The following is a 19,061-nucleotide window of genomic DNA, read 5'->3' as shown; positions in this document are numbered from 1 at the left end:
CGCGCTATCGCTTTCGTTAAAAGCGCGCAATGAATGAGCCTGGCTAAGCAGGGCGGGTAAAACGTAAATAAAACGAAAATAAGGTTGTTTTTACGTTCGCGCTGGACTTCGTTACGCGCCGTGTTGACGCGGTAGCCGGGCAAACCGCCAGGCCGCGTGCAAAAAATTCCACAGGGCAATATTTAGCAGCCAAATTAATAGGGCAAATAATTAATTCCGCTCTCTGGTCAGACCCCATACCTGTTTTGCCTGATTAAAATGTTGCGAGGCGGATATTTAACGTCGCTTCTGATTCACGCCGAAATATAAGTGGGTGCGGTGGGGCATATATCAGGAAATATCCTAATCAGGAGAGTTAACGCTGCCAAAATAATAGCGACAGTGTTAATCTCTTTGCTCAACACTAGTGATGTGGTGTTGTCTCCTCTAGTTTTTTCCTTGATTTGGCAAGGATTAGCCGGTTTTCGGTATTCAGGAATTTCGATTCCCCCGGTCGATTTCGGTCGGGTTTTCATTTCTGCCTGAGTCTCTTTTCCTCACTCTTCAACCGCTATTTTACGCGTTACGCCTCCATTCTGTTTATCACGCCGCCCGCCGCTCCCGCGCTCTCCATAATTTCTGCCGAGTGTTAAGGAAGCGCTAAACGGCGTAATATTCTGTAAGTTGCAGATTTTTAAGAGTTTTGGAGATGAAAACGCCATCCAGATCGCCGATAGTAGCGCTCAACGGCGCGACATTCGCTGTTGCCACTGGAGGTTTACGATGAAAAAAACAACGTTACGCGTTATCGCGACTTTTATTGCATGCAGCTCACTGATTTCTACCGTTTCCTGGGCTGATGGTCCAGGCGACCATCATGGCCAGCCCTGGCAGCATGACGGCGATCGTCGCGATGGCGACCGCCACGACGATCGCGGCCGTGGTCCGCAGGGGCATGGCCCGGATCGCGACCGTTTTGCCGGCAACCCGCATGGTGACCGACAGGACTATCGCGACCGCGATCGCGATCATTTCGCCTGGAACGGACACGATTTTCGCCGCGGCCACCCAATGCCGCACGAATATCGCGGCCCGCACTATCGGGTAGATGACTGGCGCGCACGCCGCCTGCCGGAGCCGCCGCGCGGCGAGTACTGGTCCTATATCGACGGCAACTATGTGCTGATTGCCGCCGCGACCGGCATTATCACCTCGCTGATCCTCGGCAACGCCTTTAACTAAGCCTGCCATTCGGGCGGCCCCGGGCCGCCCGTTCTCCCTGGTTCCCGCCTCGCTCGTCTGAAAACCGGCTGCCTGCGCCCACGCCTTTTCCTCTTTTTTTCACGCTCCCCAGGCTATGCTTTGCTTCCACACTGTTCCCTTTCGCCGGATAAGGAGTCGAGATGACAGCGGTAAAAATGGTGGCGGTCGATATGGACGGCACCTTCCTTGATAACCAGAAGCAGTACGATCGCCCGCGCTTTATGCGCTGCTATGAAGAGATGAAAGCGCGCGGCATTAAGTTTGTCGTCGCCAGCGGCAATCAGTACTACCAGCTGAAATCTTTCTTTCCTGCTATCGCCAGCGAGATCGCCTTTGTGGCGGAAAACGGCGCCTGGATTCTGGATGGCGAAGAAGAGCTGTTCTGTGGCGCATTTTCTCGCCCGGACGTGCACGCGGTGCTGGATACGCTGCAAAACGGCAACTATCCCGGGCTGCGTTATATCCTGTGCGGGCGCGAAAGCGCCTACTACTTCAGTGGCGTGGTGGAAGAGCAGTGGCTGGCGAAAATGCGCCACTACTGCCATCGGCTGAAGGCGATCGACTCGCTGGAAGAGACCGGCGACGATCGGCTGTTCAAGTTCGCGCTTAACCTCTCCGACGACTATGTGGAGCCGCTGATGGCGGATATTCAGCGGCTGCACGCGGGCGCGGCGGCGGCGACCTCAAGCGGTCACGGCTCGGTGGATCTTATCGTGCCGGGCCACCACAAGGCCAACGGCCTGAATATTCTGGCGCAGCGCTGGGGCATCGATCATCAGCAGGTGCTGGCGTTTGGCGACGGCGGCAACGATCTGGAGATGCTCAGGCAGTCCGGATACAGCTTCGCCATGGCCAACGCGCCGCAGCGGGTGAAAGAGGCGGCGCGCTACGCTGCGCCCGGCAATAACGAGGCGGGCGTACTGCAGGTGATTGAGACGATGCTGGCGGGCGCGCCGCCGTTCGCCTGAAGGCTGCGCGGGCGGCGGCGGCGCTGCCCGTTATGCCTGCGCGGGCATCGCGCGCCACGCCTGCGTTAGCATTGCGCGCATCGCCTGCTGGCTGTAGTTCACCAGCGAATTTTTACTGTTGGCGCGCGCCAGAATCCACTCCACCTCTTCGCTGCTCAGCGTCTGTTCTGCCTGCCAGAAGGGCGCAATCGCCTGCTGCTGCAGCCAGTTTTTCAAAAAGCGCGCGGGCTGCGCCTCCGGCGTGGCGAAAAGCTGCTGCTGCAGATCCTGCATCAGCTGCTGCTGCTGCGTATCGTCGCTTTCCGCCAGCAGATCGAGAAACGGAAAGAGCAGCCGACCGCAGACTTCGCCGTGATGATAAGGCTTGATGGCACCCAGCTCGCCAGCGATGCCGTGGATTACGCCCAGTCCGGCGCTGCTGAGGCAGACGCCGCCCAGCCAGGAGGCCATCATCATCGCTTCGCGCGCCGCGTCGCCCTGCGCATCATCGCGGTTCAGCGCGGGCCAGGCCTGAATAAACTGGCGCAGCCCGGTCAGCGCCAGCTGGCGGGTGAACAGGTTCCCCTTGCTGGAGAGATAGGCCTCGAACAGATGGGTAAAGGCGTCGATACCGCAGGTCGCCAGCACCTGATCGGGCGCGCCTTTAAGCAGATCCGCATCCAGAATCGCCACCTGCGGCACAAATACCGGATGGCGCAGCGACGCCTTAATCTTGATGTCATGCTGATCGGTCACCACGGCGTTCTGCGTCGCCTCGCTGCCGGTGCCAGCCGTGGTCGGCACCGCGATCAGCGGCAGCGTGACCGCCTGCACCGGCGTATCGCCGACCTTTTCCAGATAGCGCGCGGTGGGAAGCGGATGCTGCACCATGGCGCTGAACGCCTTGGCGCCGTCGAGCACGCTGCCGCCGCCAATCGCCACTACGCGATCCACGTGGCCGCGCCAGCGTGTGACCCAGGCGTCAATCTCAGCCGGTGACGCTTCATGCGCCACGATTTCATAACCAATAATGAGATCGTTCAGTTCGCTTTTCAGCCGCGCATAGACGGGGCCGTTAAGAAAAGAGCGCCCGCAGAACAGCAGTGTAGGCTGAGGATCGGCGCTCAGCAGCGGCACCAGCTTACTGATGCTGCCGCGTCCAGAGAGGGTTCGTTGATTACTGTACAGCTCGATCAGGTTCTCACTCACCGCTACATCCTTATGTCATCAGGAAAAGAGAGAGTGTAACCAAAAGCCGAACGGCGGCAGCGGCAAACTTTCTGATAACACGGCGATGAAAAGTTGATCACCTTCGCAAAACAGAAATTCAGCCCGTGCGGGGAGGTGCTTTCATCAGGATGTTACCCTTAACATGTTACTGGTAACAGGTTGTATCTGGCTGTTACGCCCTTTTTTCGATGCCGTACCCAATGTCCGTTTTGGACTCATGATAACAATATGCTGCTGGCGCTGGCCGGTCAGTAAGGTGGAGAAAACCTATGCCCTTACTTATTGTGGCGCTCGGCGTGGCGTTACTGCTGCTGCTGATGATCCGCTTCAAACTTAATGGATTTATCGCGCTCATTCTGGTGGCGCTGGTGGTCGGCATGATGCAGGGCATGCCGGTCAACAAAGTGATCCTTTCGATTAAAAACGGCGTCGGCGGCACGCTCGGCAGTCTGGCGCTGATTATGGGCTTCGGCGCCATGCTCGGCAAACTGCTGGCCGACTGCGGCGGCGCGCAGCGCATCGCCACCACGCTGATTGAGAAGTTTGGCAAGCAGCATATTCAGTGGGCGCTGGTGCTGACCGGTTTTACCGTCGGCTTCGCGCTCTTTTATGAGGTTGGCTTCGTGCTGATGCTGCCGCTGGTGTTCAGCATCGCCGCGTCGGCGCGCGTGCCGCTGCTCTACGTCGGCGTGCCGATGGCGGCTGCGCTGTCGGTGACGCACGGCTTTTTGCCGCCGCATCCCGGTCCGACGGCGATCGCGACGCTGTTTAACGCCGATATGGGCAAAACCCTGCTGTGGGGCACGCTGCTCGGCATCCCGACGGTGATCCTCGCCGGTCCGGTTTACGCCCGCTTCCTGAAAAGCATCGATAAACCGATCCCGGAAGGGCTCTATAACCCGAAAACTTTTAGCGAAGAAGAGATGCCGGGCTTTGGCGTCAGCGTCTGGACCGCGCTGGTGCCGGTGGTGCTGATGGCGCTGCGCGCGCTGGCGGAAATGGTGCTGCCGAAAGGGCATGTGCTGCTGCCCTATGCGGAGTTTTTCGGCGACCCGGTAATGGCGACGCTGATCGCGGTGCTGATCGCCATCTTTACTTTTGGCCTCAATCGCGGACGCAGCATGGATGAGGTGATGGGCACCATTACCGATTCGATTAAAATTATCGCCATGATGCTGCTGATCATCGGTGGCGGCGGGGCGTTCAAACAGGTCCTGGTAGACAGCGGCGTCGATAAATATATCGCCGCGATGATGCAGGAGAGCAACGTTTCGCCGATCTTTATGGCCTGGTCGATTGCCGCAGTGCTGCGTATTGCGCTCGGCTCCGCCACCGTGGCGGCGATTACCGCGGGCGGCATCGTCGCGCCGCTGATCGCCAGCAGCGGTGCCAGCCCGGAGCTCATGGTGATTGCGGTAGGTTCAGGCAGCGTCATCTTCTCCCACGTCAACGATCCCGGCTTCTGGCTGTTTAAGGAGTATTTCAACCTGACGATTGGCGAGACCATCCGCTCCTGGTCGGCGCTGGAAACCATTATTTCGGTGTGCGGTCTGGTGGGCTGTATGCTGCTGTCGATGGTGATTTAAGCTTCACCGCCGGGCGTCGCCCGGCGATGCGTGTTAGCTGGCCAGCGCGCGAAACGCGGCCAGCTTCTCGTCAGATATTCCCATCTGGGTCGCCGCCAGGCAAATTTGCCTCCAGCTGCTGGCGCCCAGCAGGTTTCCCTCGCGCTGCGCGCGACTCGCCTCTTCCCACTCTCCCGGCACCTGAATCGGCTCGCTGCCGCTCTGCGGCGATCGTCTCACCCAGTCGAGAAAGGCTTCTGCTTCATTCAGCATTGAGAATTCAGGAGAGGAGATGGGCCACAATGCGTGGCCCAAAGAGGCGGTTAATGCGGCTGTTCAAAGCCGGCTTTGACCATTTGCTCGCGTAGTGCGCGCGAAATTTCGCGATTACCGCCGGTCACGGGGTAGATGACATTGTTGATAACATCATCAATATAGTGCTCATTGAACTCTTGCATGCTGAGCTGCGTGCCGCCTTCATCATTGATAGCGAAAGACCCTTTAATATGGTCGCCAGCATTTTTCGCCTTGAGGCTGTAGCGACCCATACTGGTGTTTATCATGCTCATGGTGTCTCCTTCTTGCTCATCTAACGGTGATCGTCGCAGAGGCCTGCCTTTGCCGCTAAAAGTTTAGCGGATGCAAAAGAGGGAAACGAAGCGTAAGGCGGTTAAAAAAAGAGCTGCTGCGACCGGCGTCGCAAAAATAGTTCAGGCTTATCTGGAGAGCAGGCGCGCAGGCCTGCGTGGAAAGGAGCCCAGCAAAAACGCAGTGACAGTCTATACTCTTATCTGGAAAGGTTTTTTACTGGCAAAGGAACATGGATATGAAAATAATTTTGTGGATTATCGCCATCATTTTCATTGTTGGATTACTGACGCTGACCGGCGTATTTAAGTTAATTTTCTGAATCAACGCGGGCACCGCTCAGGTGCCCTTGCTTCTGCTTTTCTTTGATGCCTGCGCAACCAGACAGCGCGCGATAGGATCGCCGAACGTGTTCGGCAGCAGATCACGTGCCGTCAGGCGCTTATTGCAGCTGGCGCAGCGTGCACCATGAAAGGCCGGATCGGCTGAAAGATTGTGGGTAAAAGTAAACTTCGCACTGCCACAGGCGGTGCAGCGAATCTTCATTACCATACTACTGCTCTCCTTGCCTCAATCGAACAGGCGACATTCTAACAAATCCCTCCAGTTTATTTATCAAAAATCCTAAACAATTAATGCGCGTTATCTTTTTGAATTTATGTTTAATTATTTGATAATTGCATGTTGTTACTGTTGCTTTGGGTGACGTTGACGCGGAGTGGCATACCAGAAGCGACCTGACAAAGCATTGAAAGGGCGCAAGCCGCCCTGTACAGGCGTCTAAAAACGTCACTTTTTTCGGTTTGGTTTCAGTTTGGTTTCGGTTTGGTTTCAGTCAGATATAATCGCGCCCCTGACGCAGGATTGTATTCAACCAGGACGTAAGCGATCGGACAGGAGCAAGCCGATCGATGCGCCGCCGATTTATACAGGAAAAGAGTTGTGAACCGGTTTTCTTCAGGCGCCATAGTCGGCACCTGCTCCGCGCTTATTTTTTCATCTTCCCTTCAGGCTGCGGCGCTTTCGCCTGCACAGAACGGCTGGAATACCTTTACCAGCAACGTGCAGCAGACTTGGCATCAGCCGCAGAACAGCGATTTTTATCTGCCTGCCATCACCTGGCATAATCGCTGGACCTACGACGACGAGCATATCCGGCGCTACAATGAGCGCCCCTGGGGCGCGGGCGGCGGCATCTCGCGCTATGACGACAAGGGCAACTGGCACGGCCTCTACCTGATGGCCTTCAAGGACTCCTATAACAAGTGGGAGCCGTTCACCGGCTACGGCTGGGAGGCGACGTGGCATCCCATCGACGGGAGCCGTTTCCATATCGGCGCGGGCTATACCGCTGGCGTCACGGCGCGCGATAACTGGCACTATATTCCGGTGCCCGCGCTGCTGCCGCTGGCGTCGGTAGGTTATGGACCGCTGAATTTTCAGATGACCTATATTCCGGGCACTTACAATAACGGCAACGTTTACTTCGCCTGGCTGCGGTTTCAGTTTTAACTTTTCGGGGCATCGGCCAGGCGGGGGAGAAGTGAAAAAAAGGCGATATTTATCACTTTTTCATCAATTCTCACTGGACAAATGTCACGGCAATTGCTGTACTAGATGGCGACACAGTTTAGTGTCCATTTTTCATGTAAAGGTAATATAGATGTCCAAGATTAAAGGTAACGTTAAGTGGTTTAATGAATCCAAAGGATTCGGTTTCATTACTCCGGAAGATGGCAGCAAAGACGTGTTCGTACACTTCTCTGCTATCCAGAGCAACGGCTTCAAAACTCTGGCTGAAGGTCAGCGCGTAGAGTTTGAAATCACCGAAGGCGCCAAAGGCCCATCTGCTGCTAACGTTATCAGCCTGTAAGTTAACAGTCAGAATTTCAAAAACCCGCCCTATGGCGGGTTTTTTTATGCCTTAAAAAGGCGCAAAACCTGCCCCACCTGCTGACCAGCATTCGCCTCACCTGATTCGTGCACGATGCATGCCTGACGCCGCACGAACTGCGGCGCCAGTCACATAAAATCCTCATAACATTATTATAACAATCCTTATTTACAGCTTTTTTGTTGCCGACGCTATATAACAGAGCGGCAGCATTATCTTCTTCAGGAGGCAGGATGAATATACGTCAGGCACAGGCGAAAGACAGCTTTGCGCTCGGTGCACTGCTGGCCGAATTAGGCTATGGCGGCACCGAGAGCTTTATCGACAAACGTCTTGCCCAGCTGCGCAGCGATCCCGATGAGATGCTGCTGGTGGCGGAGCACGGCACCCAGGTGCTGGGATTCCTGTCGATGCATTTTATTCCTCAGCTGGCGCTGGCGGGCGACTTTGCGCGCATCAGCTATTTTTGCATCGCAGAAGGGGAGCGCAGCAAGGGGGTTGGTCAGCAGCTGCTCCAGCACGCCGAAGCGATAGCGATGCAGCGCGGCTGCGACCGTATGGAAGTACACTGCCACGCCTCGCGGCTCAAAGCGAACCAGTTTTACCTGCGCGAAGGCTATGAAGAGTCGCCGCGCTACCATATCAAAGGTCTGAGCTAAGCCGCGTCTCGCGTCCGGCGGCAATCGCCAGCGCACTGGCCAGCATCTCCAGCTGCCTCTCCTGCAAACAGGCGATGCTGACGCGGATAAACTGCGTCGGCCCCAGCCGACAGCGTTCGCCGGGCAGCACGGCGATGCCGCGCGCCGCCAGAGTGATCATCGCATATTGCTCCGACGCCACCGGTATGCAGATGCTCAGGCCGTCGCGCATCGGCAGCCGCAGCCCCTGCGCCGCCAGCGCCGCCAGCATGTGCTCGCGACGCTGGCGATAGATCGCGCGCGCGTCAGCGATGGTCGCCTGCGTGGCGGCGTCCTGCAGCAGCCAGGCGACGCTATCCTGCAAAATTCGGCTGGTCCAGCTGACGCCGAAGTTACGCCACGCCTGAATGCGCCTCACCATCTCCGCCGTCGCGGAGAGCACCGCCAGCCGCAGATCGGGGCCGTACGCTTTGGAAAAGGAGCGGACGTGCAGCGTGCGGTCAGGGAAAATATTGCCGAGGCTCCAGGCGGGGGTCGCGGAGAGATCGCCCAGCCCGTCATCTTCGACAATCAGCGTCGTGCTGTGCGCCAGCGTCTGCGCCAGCGCGGCCTGGCGCGCTTCGCTGACGCTGTTGCCGGTCGCGGAATGGGTACGCGGCTGGTAAATCACCATTACCGGCGACTTCTGCAGCAGCGCGGCAAGCATCTCCGGCAGCGGTCCCTCATCGTCGCAGGCTAACGGCAGGATTTCCGCACCGACGTTATCGAGCATATCCAGCAGTCGCGTGGCGGTGGGATCCTCAATCACCACGCGATCGCCCGGCGATACCAGCGTCTGCACCACCAGATTCATCGCGTCAAAGCCGCCGTCCGTCGCCAGAAAAGCTTCGGCCGCATAAGGCCAGCGCGGCTTAATAGCGGACAACAGCACCGGCGAAATGGCTTCGCGTACATAGCTGTTCAGATGCGGCGACTGCAGCGCGGCCTGTAGGGCCGGCTGCAGATCGGGCAGCAGCGCGGGATCGGGCGAGGCCATCGCCAGATCGGCGCGGATGCTGTCGCCGTAGTTGCCGATCTTTTCAAAGCGAATTGGGCGCGGCATCACGGTATTGCCCGACACCCAGACGCCGCTGCGTCCTTTACCCGCCAGCACCTTATGTTTTTTAAGCTGCCCCCAGGCCGCCGACACCGTTGCCGGACTGACCCCCAGCTTCTCCGCCAGCTCGCGCACTGCAGGCATCTGCATACCTACCGTAATCTTGCCCTCGCGGATCAGCGTGGAAGCGGCCAGCGCAATGCCTTTTACTGAAGCGTCGCTTATCTGCTCGCTCAGCCAGTCGATATCCACCGTTTGCGTCATAAGAAAATACTTTGTTCAGTAACAAATTAATGATTGTTCAGATTAGTATTCCCGAACTAGTATCAATTTCAAGCACTATTTGATGAATAAAAAAGCGGCGCCGCAGGGCGCTGCCTGCTAACGGGGCAAACATGAGCAGATTAACCGTCAGACTGGCCGTGCGCGACTGGGATTACTTTACGCCGCTGGCGCTGGGCGACCTGCGGCCGGAGGGCTTTGAGCTGGTGATTGACCGCGTCGGCACGCTGGTCGATAACCTGGCAGTGAGTTCCGACTATGAGGGCGGTGAAGTCTCTTTCAGCCGCTATGCCCAGGGACGCGCGCGCGGCGAAACCGGCCTGCTCGGGCTGCCGCACTTTCTGATGCGCGGCTTTCGTCAGCGCTGCATTATCACCACCGTCGACAGCCCGCTCACGACGCCAGCGCAGCTGAAAGGCAAGCGTATCGGCGTCACCGGCTGGCAGGACTCCGGCAACACCTGGACGCGTGCCGTGCTGCGCGAGGCGGGCATAGAGATCGACGATGCTTACTGGTATGCCGGTCGCCTGACGGAGGCGCATCCTGTTGTCGATCGCCTGGCAGGCTTTGGCCGTCCAGGCCGCATCGAGGCGGCGCCGGGCGAGCGTCCGCTGCTCGATCTGCTGCGGGCAGGGGAGCTGGACGCGCTGTTTACGCCTTTTATGCCGGAAGGCTTTTTCCTGCCAGACTCCGGATTGCGTCAGCTACAGGTCGATTTCCAGCAGGCGGAGCGCGACTATTTCCGCCGCGTCGGCTATGTGCCGGGTATTCATATCCTGGCGCTCAAGCCGGCGCTGGCCGAGGCGCACCCCTGGCTGCCGCAGGCGCTCAGCGAGATTATCGATCGCTCATGGCGGCTGTGGATGCAAAAGCGGGAGAAGTACGCCGACACCACGCCCTGGCTGCTGGACGATTTGCGACGCACCGCGCAGGAATTGCCCGCCAGCTGGAATCAGAACGGGTTTGAGGTTAACAAGAAGATGATTGCCGACTTCGCCGATGAGCTTTATCTGCAGGGTTTAACGAAAACGCGCCTGACGCCGGAAGCGCTCTTCCCGGCGGCCAGCAAGGGGGACATATGATGAAAGTAGCGATGGGGCAGTTCGCGGTCAGCCGCGAGTGGCAGGAAAACGCGGCTATCTGCCTCGATCTGATGGCGCGCGCCGAAGCAGGCGGCGCCGATCTGCTGGTGCTGCCGGAAGGGGTGCTGGCGCGTGATATCGCCGATCCCGATCTGGTGCTGAAAGCGGCCCAGCCGCTGGACGGCCCGTTTCTGACGCAGCTGCTGGCAAAAAGCCGTGACAGCGCGCTGACCACCATGATGAGCATTCATGTGCCGACTGAGGGCGACAAAGCGCTGAACGTGCTGGTTGCGCTGCGCAACGGCGAAATCATCGCCGCCTATGAAAAACTGCACCTTTACGACGCCTTCGCCATGCAGGAATCACAGCGCGTTAATCCCGGTGCCGCTATCCCGCCGCTGGTTGAGGTCGCCGGCATGAAGGTGGGGTTGATGACCTGCTACGACGTGCGTTTTCCTGAGCTGGCGCGGCGTCTGGCGCTGGACGGCGCCGAGGTGCTGGTGCTGCCCGCCGCCTGGGTGAAAGGTCCGCTGAAAGAGATGCACTGGGAACTGCTCACCACGGCGCGCGCGCTGGAAAACACCTGTTATATGGTAGCGGTGGGCGAGTGCGGCCCGCGCAATATCGGCAACAGCCTGGTCGTCGATCCGTTGGGCGTCGCCATCGCCAAAGCGCCGGAGTCGACCGCGCTGGTGTTTGCAGAGCTCGATCCGCAGCGTATCGCCTATGCGCGCAGCGTGCTGCCGGTACTGGAAAATCGTCGCTTCGTCCGTCCAGAACTTAAAACAGAATAAGCACGTCTGGGAGAAATCACCGTGAAAAAGAGTGCAACCGCCATTTTGCTGGCGCTTGGCCTGAGCGCCTCGCTGGCCCACGCCGCCGAGGCTATTCCAACGCAGCAGGTTGACCAGGGACTGCATGACCGCCTGCCCGACGCCATTAAGCAGGCGGGCAAGATGATCTCGGTTAACAACGGATCCTTTCCGCCCTATGAAATCGTCAACGGCCCGCATGCTATGGACGGCGCTTCCGCCGACCTCAGCAGCGCGCTGAGCCAGCTGCTGGGGGTGAAAATCGAACACGCCACGGTCAGCGGTCTTTCTGGCGTGCTCTCCGGCATTAACTCGGGGCGCTATCAGCTGGCGATCGGCCCGATTGGGGACTACCCGGATCGTCAGCAGAAAGTGGACTTTATCGACTTCGTGCAGGAGTTCGTGGTGTTCGGGGTACAAAAAGGCAATCCGCAAAAGATTAACGGGCTGGAGGATACCTGCGGCAAACGCATCGCGGTGATGGCGGCCGGATCGGCAGAGCAGGTGATCCGCAAACAGTCGGAAGCGTGCGTGGCGGCAGGTAAACCGGCCGTGGTGGTGCAATCCTTTACCGATCAGCCTTCGTCGATTCTGGCGGTACGCTCGAAGCGATCTGACGCCTTCTTCTCCTCGCAGGCGCCGCTGACATATTTTATTGAGCAGGCGAGCGGTCAGCTTGAGCTGGCGGGCAAAGGGCAGAAAAACGGCTTCGGCGATATTTTCCAGGGCACGGTGGTGCCGAAAGGATCGCCGTTAGGCCAGGTGGTGCTGGATGGCTATAAGGTGCTTTACCAAAACGGCACCTACGCCGCCATCATGAAAAAGTGGAAGCTGGACGGCAATATGATTAGCGCGCCGGGTCTCAACCTGGCGAAAGGGGCGGTAAAATGAGTTCAGACATCCACAATACACGAGCCACGGACAGGCCCGACGTGCAGCAGCGCGACGTGGCTTTCGCCCGCAGCGCGCCCGCCTGGGGACGCTGGGTCTCCTGGATTGTGGCGCTGATCCTCGGCTCCAACTTTCTCTGGCTGGTGGCGACCAATCCTAACTTCGAATGGCAGGTGGTGCTGCAGTGGTTTACCGAGGAATCGGTGCTGAAGGGGCTGGAAATCACGCTCGGCCTGACCGTCGTCTCAATGATCCTCGGCACCGGGCTGGGACTGCTGCTGGCGGTGTGGCGTCTGTCGGAGAACCGGCTGCTGAGCGGCATCGCTAGCCTCTATATCTGGTTCTTTCGCGGCACGCCGCTGCTGGTGCAGCTGATATTCTGGTACAACCTGTCGACGCTGTTTCCCACGCTTTCGTTGACGCTGCCCTGGACATCCGTGACCTGGGCGAGCTGGAACACCAACGACCTGATCACGCCGCTGACGGCGGCCATCGCCGGGCTGGCGCTGAACGAGGCGGCCTATATGGCGGAGATTATCCGCGCCGGCCTGCTGTCGGTGGACAACGGCCAGGTTGAAACCACCCAGGCCTTCGGCATGAGCCGCAGCCGCGCGCTGCGACGCATCATTATTCCGCAGGCGATGCGCGCCATTATTCCGCCCAGCGGCAACCAGCTGATCAGCATGATTAAGGCGACCTCGCTGGTCAGCGTCATCGCAATGGGCGACCTGCTCTATTCGGTGCAGGCTATTTATAACCGCACCTTTGAAATTATCCCGATGCTGATGGTAGCGGTAATCTGGTATCTGCTGATTACCTCGATCCTGAACGTCGGCCAGTCGGCGATAGAGCGCTACTATGCGCGCGGCACCCGCCGCACGGTCGAGGCGGCGAAACCGCAGGCATCCACGCCGCTCTCCGGCGCGCGCCTGATGCAAAAGGAGGATATATGAGTACGCTTGCACCCCTGGTCAGCGCGCGTAACGTTCATAAAAGTTACGGCCATAACCAGGTACTGAAAGGGATCGATCTCGACGTTTTTCCCGGCGAGGTGGTGGTGATACTCGGGCCGTCCGGCTCGGGAAAATCGACCTTTCTGCGCTGCATCAACCATCTGGAAGATATGAACGGCGGTTCGATCATGGTGGGAGATGAGCAGATTGGCTACGAGCTGAAAAAGGGCATTCTGCATCGTCTCTCGCCACGTAAGATTGCCCACCAGCGGCAGAAGATCGGTATGGTGTTTCAGCAGTTCAATCTCTATCCCCACCTGACGGTGCTGCAGAACATTATCGAAGCGCCGATCGGCGTGCATAAATTTCCGCGTCACGAAGCCATCGCCTATGCGCGATCGCTGCTGGCGACGGTAGGATTGAGCGACAAGGCGGACGCCTGGCCGCGGCATCTTTCCGGCGGTCAGCAGCAGCGTGTGGCGATCGCTCGCGCGCTGGCGATTAAGCCGACGCTGATGCTGTTTGACGAGCCGACCTCGGCGCTTGATCCGGAGCTGGTCGGGGAAGTGCTGGCCACCATGCGCACGCTGGCGGATCAGGGACTGACCATGATCGTCGTGACCCACGAAATTGGTTTCGCCCGCGAAGCGGCCGATCGGGTGGTGTTTATGGATGGCGGCGTGGTAGTGGAGCAGGGGCCGCCCGAGCAGGTGATCGCCCAGCCGCAGCATCCGCGCACCCAGGCGTTTCTGAGCCGTTTTATTTAACGCTGCATCAACAATCTTACTCTGTTACAGAATCTAGTTGAGGTTGGCGGCGATCTGCGCGTAAATAGCACTGTTCATTTTCGCTTAGGTTGAAAGGTAAAGTATGGAAGGTATCAGTATTGCCAAACTGCTGATCATCGGTGCGCTCATCGTACTGCTTTTTGGCACCAACAAGTTACGTTCACTGGGTGGCGATCTGGGCTCCGCGATCAAAGGCTTTAAAAAAGCCATGAAAGATGAAGAACCCACCGCAACCAAGACAACGGCTGAAGATGTTCCGGCAGAGCGCGTCACCCATAAAGAGTGATGCATGACCGCCAGAGAATAGATGTAAATATTTATTTCTCACGGACATAAAAAAACCAGACCTTACAGCGTCTGGTTTTTTATTGCCTGCGACAGGGCGGAGCTTATTTCACTTCCAGACCTTTCGCCTGCATATCCGCATGATAGGAGGAGCGTACAAAAGGACCACATGCGGCATGGGTAAAGCCCATCGCCAGCGCTTCCTCTTTCATCTCGTCGAACTCGGCCGGGCTGACGTAGCGTTGAACCGGCAGATGGTGACGGCTCGGCTGCAGGTACTGGCCCAGCGTCAGCATGGTGACGCCGTGACGGCGCAGATCGCGCATCACTTCGATGATTTCCGCATTGGTTTCACCCAGGCCCACCATCAGACCCGATTTCGTCGGGATCGACGGGTGCGCTTCTTTAAAGCGTTCCAGCAGCTTCAGCGACCACTCGTAATTGGCTCCCGGACGCACCTGGCGGTAGACGCGCGGCACGTTCTCAAGATTGTGGTTGAAGACGTCCGGCGGAGTGGCAGTGAGGATCTCCAGCGCGCGATCCATACGCCCACGGAAGTCAGGTACCAGGGTTTCTATTTTGATGGTCGGGCTCTTTTCGCGAATCGCGCTGATGCAGTCGGCGAAGTGCTGCGCGCCGCCGTCTCGCAGATCGTCGCGGTCCACCGAGGTAATGACCACATAGCGCAGCGCCATATCGGCGATAGTCTGCGCCAGCTTCAGCGGCTCGCCGGCGTCTGGCGCGTTAGGGCGGCCGTGCGCCACGTCGCAGAAGGGGCAGCGGCGGGTGCAGATGGCGCCGAGGATCATAAAGGTCGCGGTGCCGTGGTTAAAGCATTCGGCCAGGTTAGGGCAGGAGGCCTCTTCGCACACCGAGTGCAGGCCGTTTTTGCGCATCGCCGCCTTGATGCCCTGGATTCGACTGGAATCCGCAGGCAGCTTGATTTTCATCCATTCGGGCTTGCGTAACAGCTCCTGACGTTCTGTCACCACGGTTTTCACCGGGATCAGCGCCATTTTATCTGCGTCACGATATTTGACGCCGCGTTCCATCTGAATTGGTTTACTCATAAGTCTGCAGGTTCCGGTCGGATTGCGTAGTGAGAGCTTTCGCCTTCAGGTCAGTGGTAAAGCTTTCAACTTTATTTGATAAAATTTCAAAAATTATATCAGTTCCGCCTGGCAGAAGCAGCCGTCCGGCGGCGGGAAAAGTTACAATTTTGTAAAGTCGCATGCACGGTTAAGGCAGCGGCGCAGTTTCAGCCGCCAGCCACTCAACCTGGGTAAAGCCCAGCTGGCGTGCGAAGGCGGCCACCAGCAGCGGCTGCACGTCTGCCAGGCTGACGCCGGGCTGAAAAGCGCTGAGCTGCGTCATGCGCATCCCGGCGTAGCCGCAGGGGTTGATGCGCAGAAAGGGGGTTAAATCCATCGCGACGTTAAGCGCCAGACCGTGAAACGAGCAGCCTTTACGGATGCGCAGGCCGAGCGAGCAGATTTTCTCCTCGCCGACATAGACGCCCGGCGCGTCGGGACGCGCGCGCGCCGCGACGCCGAAGTGTGCCAGCGTGCCGATCACCGTCTCTTCCAGCGCGGTCACCAGCTGGCGCACGCCGATTTTGCGGCGCTTAACGTCAATCAGCACGTACATCACCTGCTGGCCCGGGCCGTGATAGGTGACCTGACCGCCGCGATCGCTCTGGACCACCGGAATATCGCCCGGCATCAGCAGATGTTCGGCCTTGCCGGCCTGTCCCTGGGTGAAAACGGCGTGATGCTCCACCAGCCAGACTTCGTCGCGGCTGTCGCCGTTACGGCGATCGGTGAACTGATGCATGGCATCGGAGACGGGTTGCCAGTCGCGCTGGCCGAGCTGACGAATAAGAAGCGTATCTGCTGACAAAACGGCGGTCCGGTTAAGGAGGAAAGGCTGAGTATAACGTCGGCAAAGGGCAAGACCAAGACCCTTCGCCGACGCCGGCACTTACAGCACCATGCGCACGATATCGATATTGCCCAGCTCTTCATACAGGGTTTCCACCTGTTCGATATGCGTGGCGTTGATGGTGATCGATACCGAGTGGTAGTTGCCTTTGCTGCTTGGCTTGACGTCGGGCGAGTAGTCGCCTGGCGCATGGCGTTGCACCACTTCAACCACTTGATCAACCAGCTCCGGCTGCGCCAGTCCCATCACTTTATAGGTAAAAGGGGTAGGGAATTCGAGCAGTTCATTCAGTTTGGTTTTCATATTGACTCCGGTGCATAAAAAACAGGCTCCCGCCGAAGCGGGAGCATTATCATAGCGTAGTTATGGCGACGACGTGGCGACTTTTCAACCGCCAGGCCATTTAGCCGAACCAGTGATGGAACATCAGCTTGATGTAATCGATGATGCGGCTGAAGAATCCGCCTTCCTGCACTTCGTTCAGCACCACCAGCGGGCGCTGTTCTACGGTCTTGCCGTCAAGCTGGAAGTTGATGCTGCCTACCACCTGGTTTTTCTGCAGCGGGGCGTGCAGTTCACTGTTGGTCAGCACATAGCTGGCTTTCAAATCTTTCATACGGCCGCGCGGAATGGTCAGGTAAGCGTCTTTTTCCACGCCCAGCTGTACGCGATCGCTGTTGCCGAACCAGACCGGCTCAGAGGCGAACTCTTTGCCCGCCTTCAGCGGCGCCACGGTTTCAAAGAAGCGGAAGCCCCAGGTGAGCAGCTTTTTGCTCTCGACTTCGCGTCCTTTGAAGGTGCGGCCACCCAGCACTGCCGAGATCAGACGCATCTGGCCTTCGGTAGCGGAAGAGACGATGTTGTAGCCTGCCGCTTCGGTGTGGCCGGTTTTAATGCCGTCAACATTGAGGCTGGTATCCCACAGCAGGCCATTGCGGTTGGTCTGGCGGATATTGTTAAAGGTGAACTCTTTCTCTTTATAAACCGAATACTCATCCGGCACGTCGCGAATCAGCGCCTGGCCGATCAGCGCCATATCGCGCGCCGAGCTGTACTGGCCGTCCGCGTCCAGGCCGTGCACCGTCTGGAAGTGGGTATTCTGCAGGCCCAGCGCCTTCACGTAGTTGTTCATCAGGCCGACGAAGGCATCCTGGCTGCCGGCGACGTAGTCCGCCATCGCCACGCAGGCGTCGTTGCCCGACTGCAGCACGATACCGCGCGTCAGCTGGGAAACCGGCACGCGATCGCCCGGCTTCAGGAACATCAGCGACGAGCCTTTGAACACCGGATTGCCGGTCGCCCAGGCGTCTTTGCCGACGGTCACGATATCATCCTGGTGAATCTTGCCTGCTTTGACCGCCTGACCAATTACATAGCTGGTCATCATTTTGGTCAGGCTGGCGGGATCGCGACGGGCATCGGCGTTCTTCTCGGCCAGCACTTTGCCCGAGTTGTAGTCGATCAGCACATAGGCTTCGGCATCGATATCCGGCACGCCCGGGATCATTGTTTTAAGGTTAACGTCATCAGCAAATGCTACGTGGCTGAGTGAAAAGGCGACCAGTGATCCCACTGTCAGGCGTTTCAGAAAACGAGAGGGTTTCAGCGTGTTCATGTTATGGACTACAACATCCGTGAGTTAAGGTTAAAAAAAGTGGCTCATCATAGCAAATGCCTGTTTTACAGGCATCTGGCTTTGGCATTCTGTTGTTAGCAGAGATGTCCGGCGCGGCAAGCCGTGTGTTTAACGACGCGCGCTGGTGATAAATGAAGCCTGGCCGTTGGCGTTCAGGCGCTGCTGCAGGGCAGCGGCGTCGGCGCGGTTTTTAAAACCGCCGAGCTGAATGCGATAGACGTTGTTGCCCGCATTCTCCACCGAGCCGGGCACGCCATATTTTGCGCCGAGGCTCTGCGCCATCTGCTGCGCGCGCGCGGCGTCGTTAATAGCGCCCACCTGCACCACGAAACTGCCGGACGGCTGCGCGGTCGCGCTGCTGGCGACCGGCGCGGGTACGGCCACAGGCGCGGCGACTGGCTGTGGCGCAGGCTCGCTGCCCTCCAGCACGCCATTTGCCAGCGGCTGCGGGGCGCCGAGGAAGCCACTGCTGCTGACAGGTGCGCCCATCTCGCCGTTGCTCTGCAGGGTACGGTTATCAACGGCGCGAATATCCTGCGCCGGCACCGGCGCGGCGGCAGGTGCGCTGCTGCCGTTCATCACGCCGTTGCCGCCGAGATCGGGGCGGGCGGGCAGGGCGTAGCTCTGCTTCGCCACTACGGTGCCAATAGTGCCGGGGCCAGAGAGGGTTCCATCCGGCGCAACCTTGATGTAGTCGACGCGCACGCGGCTATTGTTAGAGATATTGAGGCGATCGCCCGCCGCACGCGACAGATCGATAATGCGTCCCGGCGTATAAGGACCGCGATCGTTGACGCGCACCACGATCTGGCGACCGTTGGCGAGGTTGGTCACGCGCACGTAGCTGGGCAGCGGCAGCGTAGGGTGCGCCGCGCTCAGCGCATCGGGATCGTAGCTTTCGCCGATAGCGGTGCGCTTGCCCTGCGCTTCCTCGCCGTACCAGCCGGCTAAACCCACTTCGCTGAAGTTAGAGGGATCCTTCACGATACGGTAAGACTTGCCGTTCGCGCTGTAATCCTGGCTGGTGCCGGGATTAACGGGCTCATATTTTGGCTCGACGCCCGGGATTTCCACCACCGGGCCACTATAGGCCGGTTGCGGCGGCGCGGTGTTTTGCGGTTCCTGAGTGGTGGTACAGGCAGTCAAAACCAGTAGTGCCAGAGCAACAGCAGGCCATTCCTTACGCATGTG

The 19,061-nt window shown here is 58.5% G+C and carries 23 protein-coding genes; 13 read left to right on the top strand and 10 right to left on the bottom strand.

What is annotated here, in order from left to right:
• The first annotated feature begins 762 nt into the window (after window positions 1-762).
• A complete protein-coding gene (locus ACR6A7_RS05830; protein ID WP_434123898.1) occupies window positions 763-1,221 on the top strand; it encodes an RcnB family protein in 459 nt (152 codons plus the stop codon).
• Between the two features lie 161 nt (window positions 1,222-1,382).
• Window positions 1,383-2,210 (top strand): Cof-type HAD-IIB family hydrolase, encoded by an 828-nt coding sequence (locus ACR6A7_RS05825; RefSeq protein ID WP_434123897.1) that lies wholly within the window; start codon window positions 1,383-1,385, stop codon window positions 2,208-2,210.
• Between the two features lie 30 nt (window positions 2,211-2,240).
• Here ACR6A7_RS05825 and ACR6A7_RS05820 read toward each other — a convergent pair whose 3' ends face one another.
• Window positions 2,241-3,398 (bottom strand): iron-containing alcohol dehydrogenase, encoded by a 1,158-nt coding sequence (locus ACR6A7_RS05820; RefSeq protein WP_434123896.1) that lies wholly within the window; start codon window positions 3,396-3,398, stop codon window positions 2,241-2,243.
• Window positions 3,399-3,688: 290 nt separating this feature from the next.
• Here ACR6A7_RS05820 and gntT point away from each other — a divergent pair, with 290 nt between their 5' ends.
• Window positions 3,689-5,005, top strand: a complete 1,317-nt coding sequence (gene gntT, locus ACR6A7_RS05815; protein WP_434123895.1) for a gluconate transporter — start codon at window positions 3,689-3,691, stop codon at window positions 5,003-5,005.
• A gap of 33 nt (window positions 5,006-5,038) precedes the next feature.
• On the opposite strand, the gene ACR6A7_RS05810 is transcribed toward gntT, so the two are convergent.
• Window positions 5,039-5,257 carry a hypothetical protein gene (locus ACR6A7_RS05810; protein WP_434123894.1) on the bottom strand — a complete coding sequence of 73 codons (219 nt, stop codon included), beginning with the start codon at window positions 5,255-5,257 and terminating at the stop codon, window positions 5,039-5,041.
• Between the two features lie 50 nt (window positions 5,258-5,307).
• Entirely contained in the window at window positions 5,308-5,553 is a 246-nt protein-coding gene (locus tag ACR6A7_RS05805; protein ID WP_434123893.1) for a hypothetical protein, read from the bottom strand.
• 251 nt (window positions 5,554-5,804) lie between these two features.
• Here ACR6A7_RS05805 and ACR6A7_RS21130 point away from each other — a divergent pair, with 251 nt between their 5' ends.
• The gene (locus ACR6A7_RS21130; RefSeq protein ID WP_445260702.1) at window positions 5,805-5,894 is read left to right on the top strand and encodes a small membrane protein YohP; all 90 of its coding nucleotides are present in this window, start codon (window positions 5,805-5,807) and stop codon (window positions 5,892-5,894) included.
• Between the two features lie 17 nt (window positions 5,895-5,911).
• On the opposite strand, the gene ACR6A7_RS05795 is transcribed toward ACR6A7_RS21130, so the two are convergent.
• Window positions 5,912-6,124 (bottom strand): ECs_2282 family putative zinc-binding protein, encoded by a 213-nt coding sequence (locus ACR6A7_RS05795; protein ID WP_434123891.1) that lies wholly within the window; start codon window positions 6,122-6,124, stop codon window positions 5,912-5,914.
• Window positions 6,125-6,514: 390 nt separating this feature from the next.
• Here ACR6A7_RS05795 and pagP point away from each other — a divergent pair, with 390 nt between their 5' ends.
• The 3 genes from pagP (at window position 6,515) to ACR6A7_RS05780 (ending at window position 8,125) form a co-directional block, all read left to right on the top strand.
• Window positions 6,515-7,084 carry a lipid IV(A) palmitoyltransferase PagP gene (gene pagP / locus ACR6A7_RS05790; protein ID WP_434123890.1) on the top strand — a complete coding sequence of 190 codons (570 nt, stop codon included), beginning with the start codon at window positions 6,515-6,517 and terminating at the stop codon, window positions 7,082-7,084.
• Window positions 7,085-7,235: 151 nt separating this feature from the next.
• The gene (cspE, locus tag ACR6A7_RS05785; protein WP_033751857.1) at window positions 7,236-7,445 is read left to right on the top strand and encodes a transcription antiterminator/RNA stability regulator CspE; all 210 of its coding nucleotides are present in this window, start codon (window positions 7,236-7,238) and stop codon (window positions 7,443-7,445) included.
• Between the two features lie 254 nt (window positions 7,446-7,699).
• On the top strand, window positions 7,700-8,125 hold the full coding sequence (locus ACR6A7_RS05780) for a GNAT family N-acetyltransferase (protein ID WP_434123889.1): 426 nt from the start codon (window positions 7,700-7,702) through the stop codon (window positions 8,123-8,125).
• Here the strand turns inward: ACR6A7_RS05780 and ACR6A7_RS05775 are convergent.
• Window positions 8,109-9,464: an aminotransferase class I/II-fold pyridoxal phosphate-dependent enzyme gene (locus ACR6A7_RS05775; RefSeq protein WP_434123888.1), complete on the bottom strand. Its 1,356-nt coding sequence runs from the start codon at window positions 9,462-9,464 to the stop codon at window positions 8,109-8,111. The two genes, ACR6A7_RS05780 and ACR6A7_RS05775, sit on opposite strands and share 17 nt — an antisense overlap.
• A 131-nt stretch (window positions 9,465-9,595) precedes the next feature.
• Between ACR6A7_RS05775 and ACR6A7_RS05770 the strand changes: the two genes are divergently transcribed.
• The 6 genes from ACR6A7_RS05770 to tatE all read left to right on the top strand — a co-directional run bounded on the left by ACR6A7_RS05770 (window position 9,596) and on the right by tatE (window position 14,294).
• The gene (locus ACR6A7_RS05770) at window positions 9,596-10,564 is read left to right on the top strand and encodes a substrate-binding domain-containing protein (protein ID WP_434123887.1); all 969 of its coding nucleotides are present in this window, start codon (window positions 9,596-9,598) and stop codon (window positions 10,562-10,564) included.
• Entirely contained in the window at window positions 10,564-11,358 is a 795-nt protein-coding gene (locus ACR6A7_RS05765; protein WP_434124126.1) for a deaminated glutathione amidase, read from the top strand. The genes ACR6A7_RS05770 and ACR6A7_RS05765 overlap by 1 nt, the downstream gene beginning before the upstream one ends.
• A gap of 21 nt (window positions 11,359-11,379) precedes the next feature.
• Window positions 11,380-12,267, top strand: a complete 888-nt coding sequence (locus ACR6A7_RS05760; protein ID WP_434123886.1) for an ABC transporter substrate-binding protein — start codon at window positions 11,380-11,382, stop codon at window positions 12,265-12,267.
• A complete protein-coding gene (locus tag ACR6A7_RS05755) occupies window positions 12,264-13,220 on the top strand; it encodes an amino acid ABC transporter permease (protein WP_434123885.1) in 957 nt (318 codons plus the stop codon). Before ACR6A7_RS05760 ends, ACR6A7_RS05755 begins: the two co-directional genes overlap by 4 nt.
• The gene (locus ACR6A7_RS05750; RefSeq protein WP_434123884.1) at window positions 13,217-13,987 is read left to right on the top strand and encodes an amino acid ABC transporter ATP-binding protein; all 771 of its coding nucleotides are present in this window, start codon (window positions 13,217-13,219) and stop codon (window positions 13,985-13,987) included. Before ACR6A7_RS05755 ends, ACR6A7_RS05750 begins: the two co-directional genes overlap by 4 nt.
• Before the next feature lie 103 nt (window positions 13,988-14,090).
• Window positions 14,091-14,294, top strand: a complete 204-nt coding sequence (gene tatE / locus ACR6A7_RS05745) for a twin-arginine translocase subunit TatE (RefSeq protein WP_033751842.1) — start codon at window positions 14,091-14,093, stop codon at window positions 14,292-14,294.
• Between the two features lie 103 nt (window positions 14,295-14,397).
• Here the strand turns inward: tatE and lipA are convergent, their stop codons facing one another.
• From lipA to rlpA, 5 genes are all read right to left on the bottom strand, one after another.
• On the bottom strand, window positions 14,398-15,363 hold the full coding sequence (lipA, locus tag ACR6A7_RS05740) for a lipoyl synthase (RefSeq protein WP_434123883.1): 966 nt from the start codon (window positions 15,361-15,363) through the stop codon (window positions 14,398-14,400).
• A gap of 169 nt (window positions 15,364-15,532) precedes the next feature.
• Window positions 15,533-16,192 (bottom strand): lipoyl(octanoyl) transferase LipB, encoded by a 660-nt coding sequence (gene lipB / locus ACR6A7_RS05735; RefSeq protein WP_434123882.1) that lies wholly within the window; start codon window positions 16,190-16,192, stop codon window positions 15,533-15,535.
• A gap of 81 nt (window positions 16,193-16,273) precedes the next feature.
• Window positions 16,274-16,537, bottom strand: coding sequence for a DUF493 family protein YbeD (ybeD, locus tag ACR6A7_RS05730; RefSeq protein ID WP_033751835.1), 264 nt, complete (start codon window positions 16,535-16,537; stop codon window positions 16,274-16,276).
• 100 nt (window positions 16,538-16,637) lie between these two features.
• Window positions 16,638-17,849 (bottom strand): D-alanyl-D-alanine carboxypeptidase DacA, encoded by a 1,212-nt coding sequence (gene dacA / locus ACR6A7_RS05725; protein ID WP_434123881.1) that lies wholly within the window; start codon window positions 17,847-17,849, stop codon window positions 16,638-16,640.
• Between the two features lie 129 nt (window positions 17,850-17,978).
• Window positions 17,979-19,058, bottom strand: a complete 1,080-nt coding sequence (rlpA, locus tag ACR6A7_RS05720) for an endolytic peptidoglycan transglycosylase RlpA (protein ID WP_434123880.1) — start codon at window positions 19,056-19,058, stop codon at window positions 17,979-17,981.
• Window positions 19,059-19,061 lie beyond the last annotated feature (3 nt).

This window comes from Pantoea phyllosphaerae (assembly GCF_051025595.1).
Taxonomy (GTDB): Bacteria; Pseudomonadota; Gammaproteobacteria; order Enterobacterales; family Enterobacteriaceae; genus Pantoea.
The sequence above is the reverse complement of the archived record's forward strand: the minus strand, read 5'-3'. Positions and strand labels throughout refer to the sequence as shown.

Excerpts from the sequence above, each read along its gene's own strand:
- ACR6A7_RS05755 (WP_434123885.1), top strand. The coding sequence starts at position 12,264 with ATGAGTTCAGACATCCACAATACACGAGCCACGGACAGGCCCGACGTG.
- ACR6A7_RS05770 (WP_434123887.1), top strand. The coding sequence starts at position 9,596 with ATGAGCAGATTAACCGTCAGACTGGCCGTGCGCGACTGGGATTACTTT.
- ACR6A7_RS21130 (WP_445260702.1), top strand. The coding sequence starts at position 5,805 with ATGGATATGAAAATAATTTTGTGGATTATCGCCATCATTTTCATTGTT.
- dacA (WP_434123881.1), bottom strand. The coding sequence starts at position 17,849 with ATGAACACGCTGAAACCCTCTCGTTTTCTGAAACGCCTGACAGTGGGA.
- ACR6A7_RS05795 (WP_434123891.1), bottom strand. The coding sequence starts at position 6,124 with ATGGTAATGAAGATTCGCTGCACCGCCTGTGGCAGTGCGAAGTTTACT.
- ybeD (WP_033751835.1), bottom strand. The coding sequence starts at position 16,537 with ATGAAAACCAAACTGAATGAACTGCTCGAATTCCCTACCCCTTTTACC.
- ACR6A7_RS05775 (WP_434123888.1), bottom strand. The coding sequence starts at position 9,464 with ATGACGCAAACGGTGGATATCGACTGGCTGAGCGAGCAGATAAGCGAC.
- cspE (WP_033751857.1), top strand. The coding sequence starts at position 7,236 with ATGTCCAAGATTAAAGGTAACGTTAAGTGGTTTAATGAATCCAAAGGA.
- ACR6A7_RS05780 (WP_434123889.1), top strand. The coding sequence starts at position 7,700 with ATGAATATACGTCAGGCACAGGCGAAAGACAGCTTTGCGCTCGGTGCA.
- ACR6A7_RS05805 (WP_434123893.1), bottom strand. The coding sequence starts at position 5,553 with ATGAGCATGATAAACACCAGTATGGGTCGCTACAGCCTCAAGGCGAAA.
- rlpA (WP_434123880.1), bottom strand. The coding sequence starts at position 19,058 with ATGCGTAAGGAATGGCCTGCTGTTGCTCTGGCACTACTGGTTTTGACT.
- lipA (WP_434123883.1), bottom strand. The coding sequence starts at position 15,363 with ATGAGTAAACCAATTCAGATGGAACGCGGCGTCAAATATCGTGACGCA.
- ACR6A7_RS05830 (WP_434123898.1), top strand. The coding sequence starts at position 763 with ATGAAAAAAACAACGTTACGCGTTATCGCGACTTTTATTGCATGCAGC.
- gntT (WP_434123895.1), top strand. The coding sequence starts at position 3,689 with ATGCCCTTACTTATTGTGGCGCTCGGCGTGGCGTTACTGCTGCTGCTG.
- ACR6A7_RS05825 (WP_434123897.1), top strand. The coding sequence starts at position 1,383 with ATGACAGCGGTAAAAATGGTGGCGGTCGATATGGACGGCACCTTCCTT.
- ACR6A7_RS05765 (WP_434124126.1), top strand. The coding sequence starts at position 10,564 with ATGAAAGTAGCGATGGGGCAGTTCGCGGTCAGCCGCGAGTGGCAGGAA.
- ACR6A7_RS05750 (WP_434123884.1), top strand. The coding sequence starts at position 13,217 with ATGAGTACGCTTGCACCCCTGGTCAGCGCGCGTAACGTTCATAAAAGT.
- ACR6A7_RS05810 (WP_434123894.1), bottom strand. The coding sequence starts at position 5,257 with ATGCTGAATGAAGCAGAAGCCTTTCTCGACTGGGTGAGACGATCGCCG.
- tatE (WP_033751842.1), top strand. The coding sequence starts at position 14,091 with ATGGAAGGTATCAGTATTGCCAAACTGCTGATCATCGGTGCGCTCATC.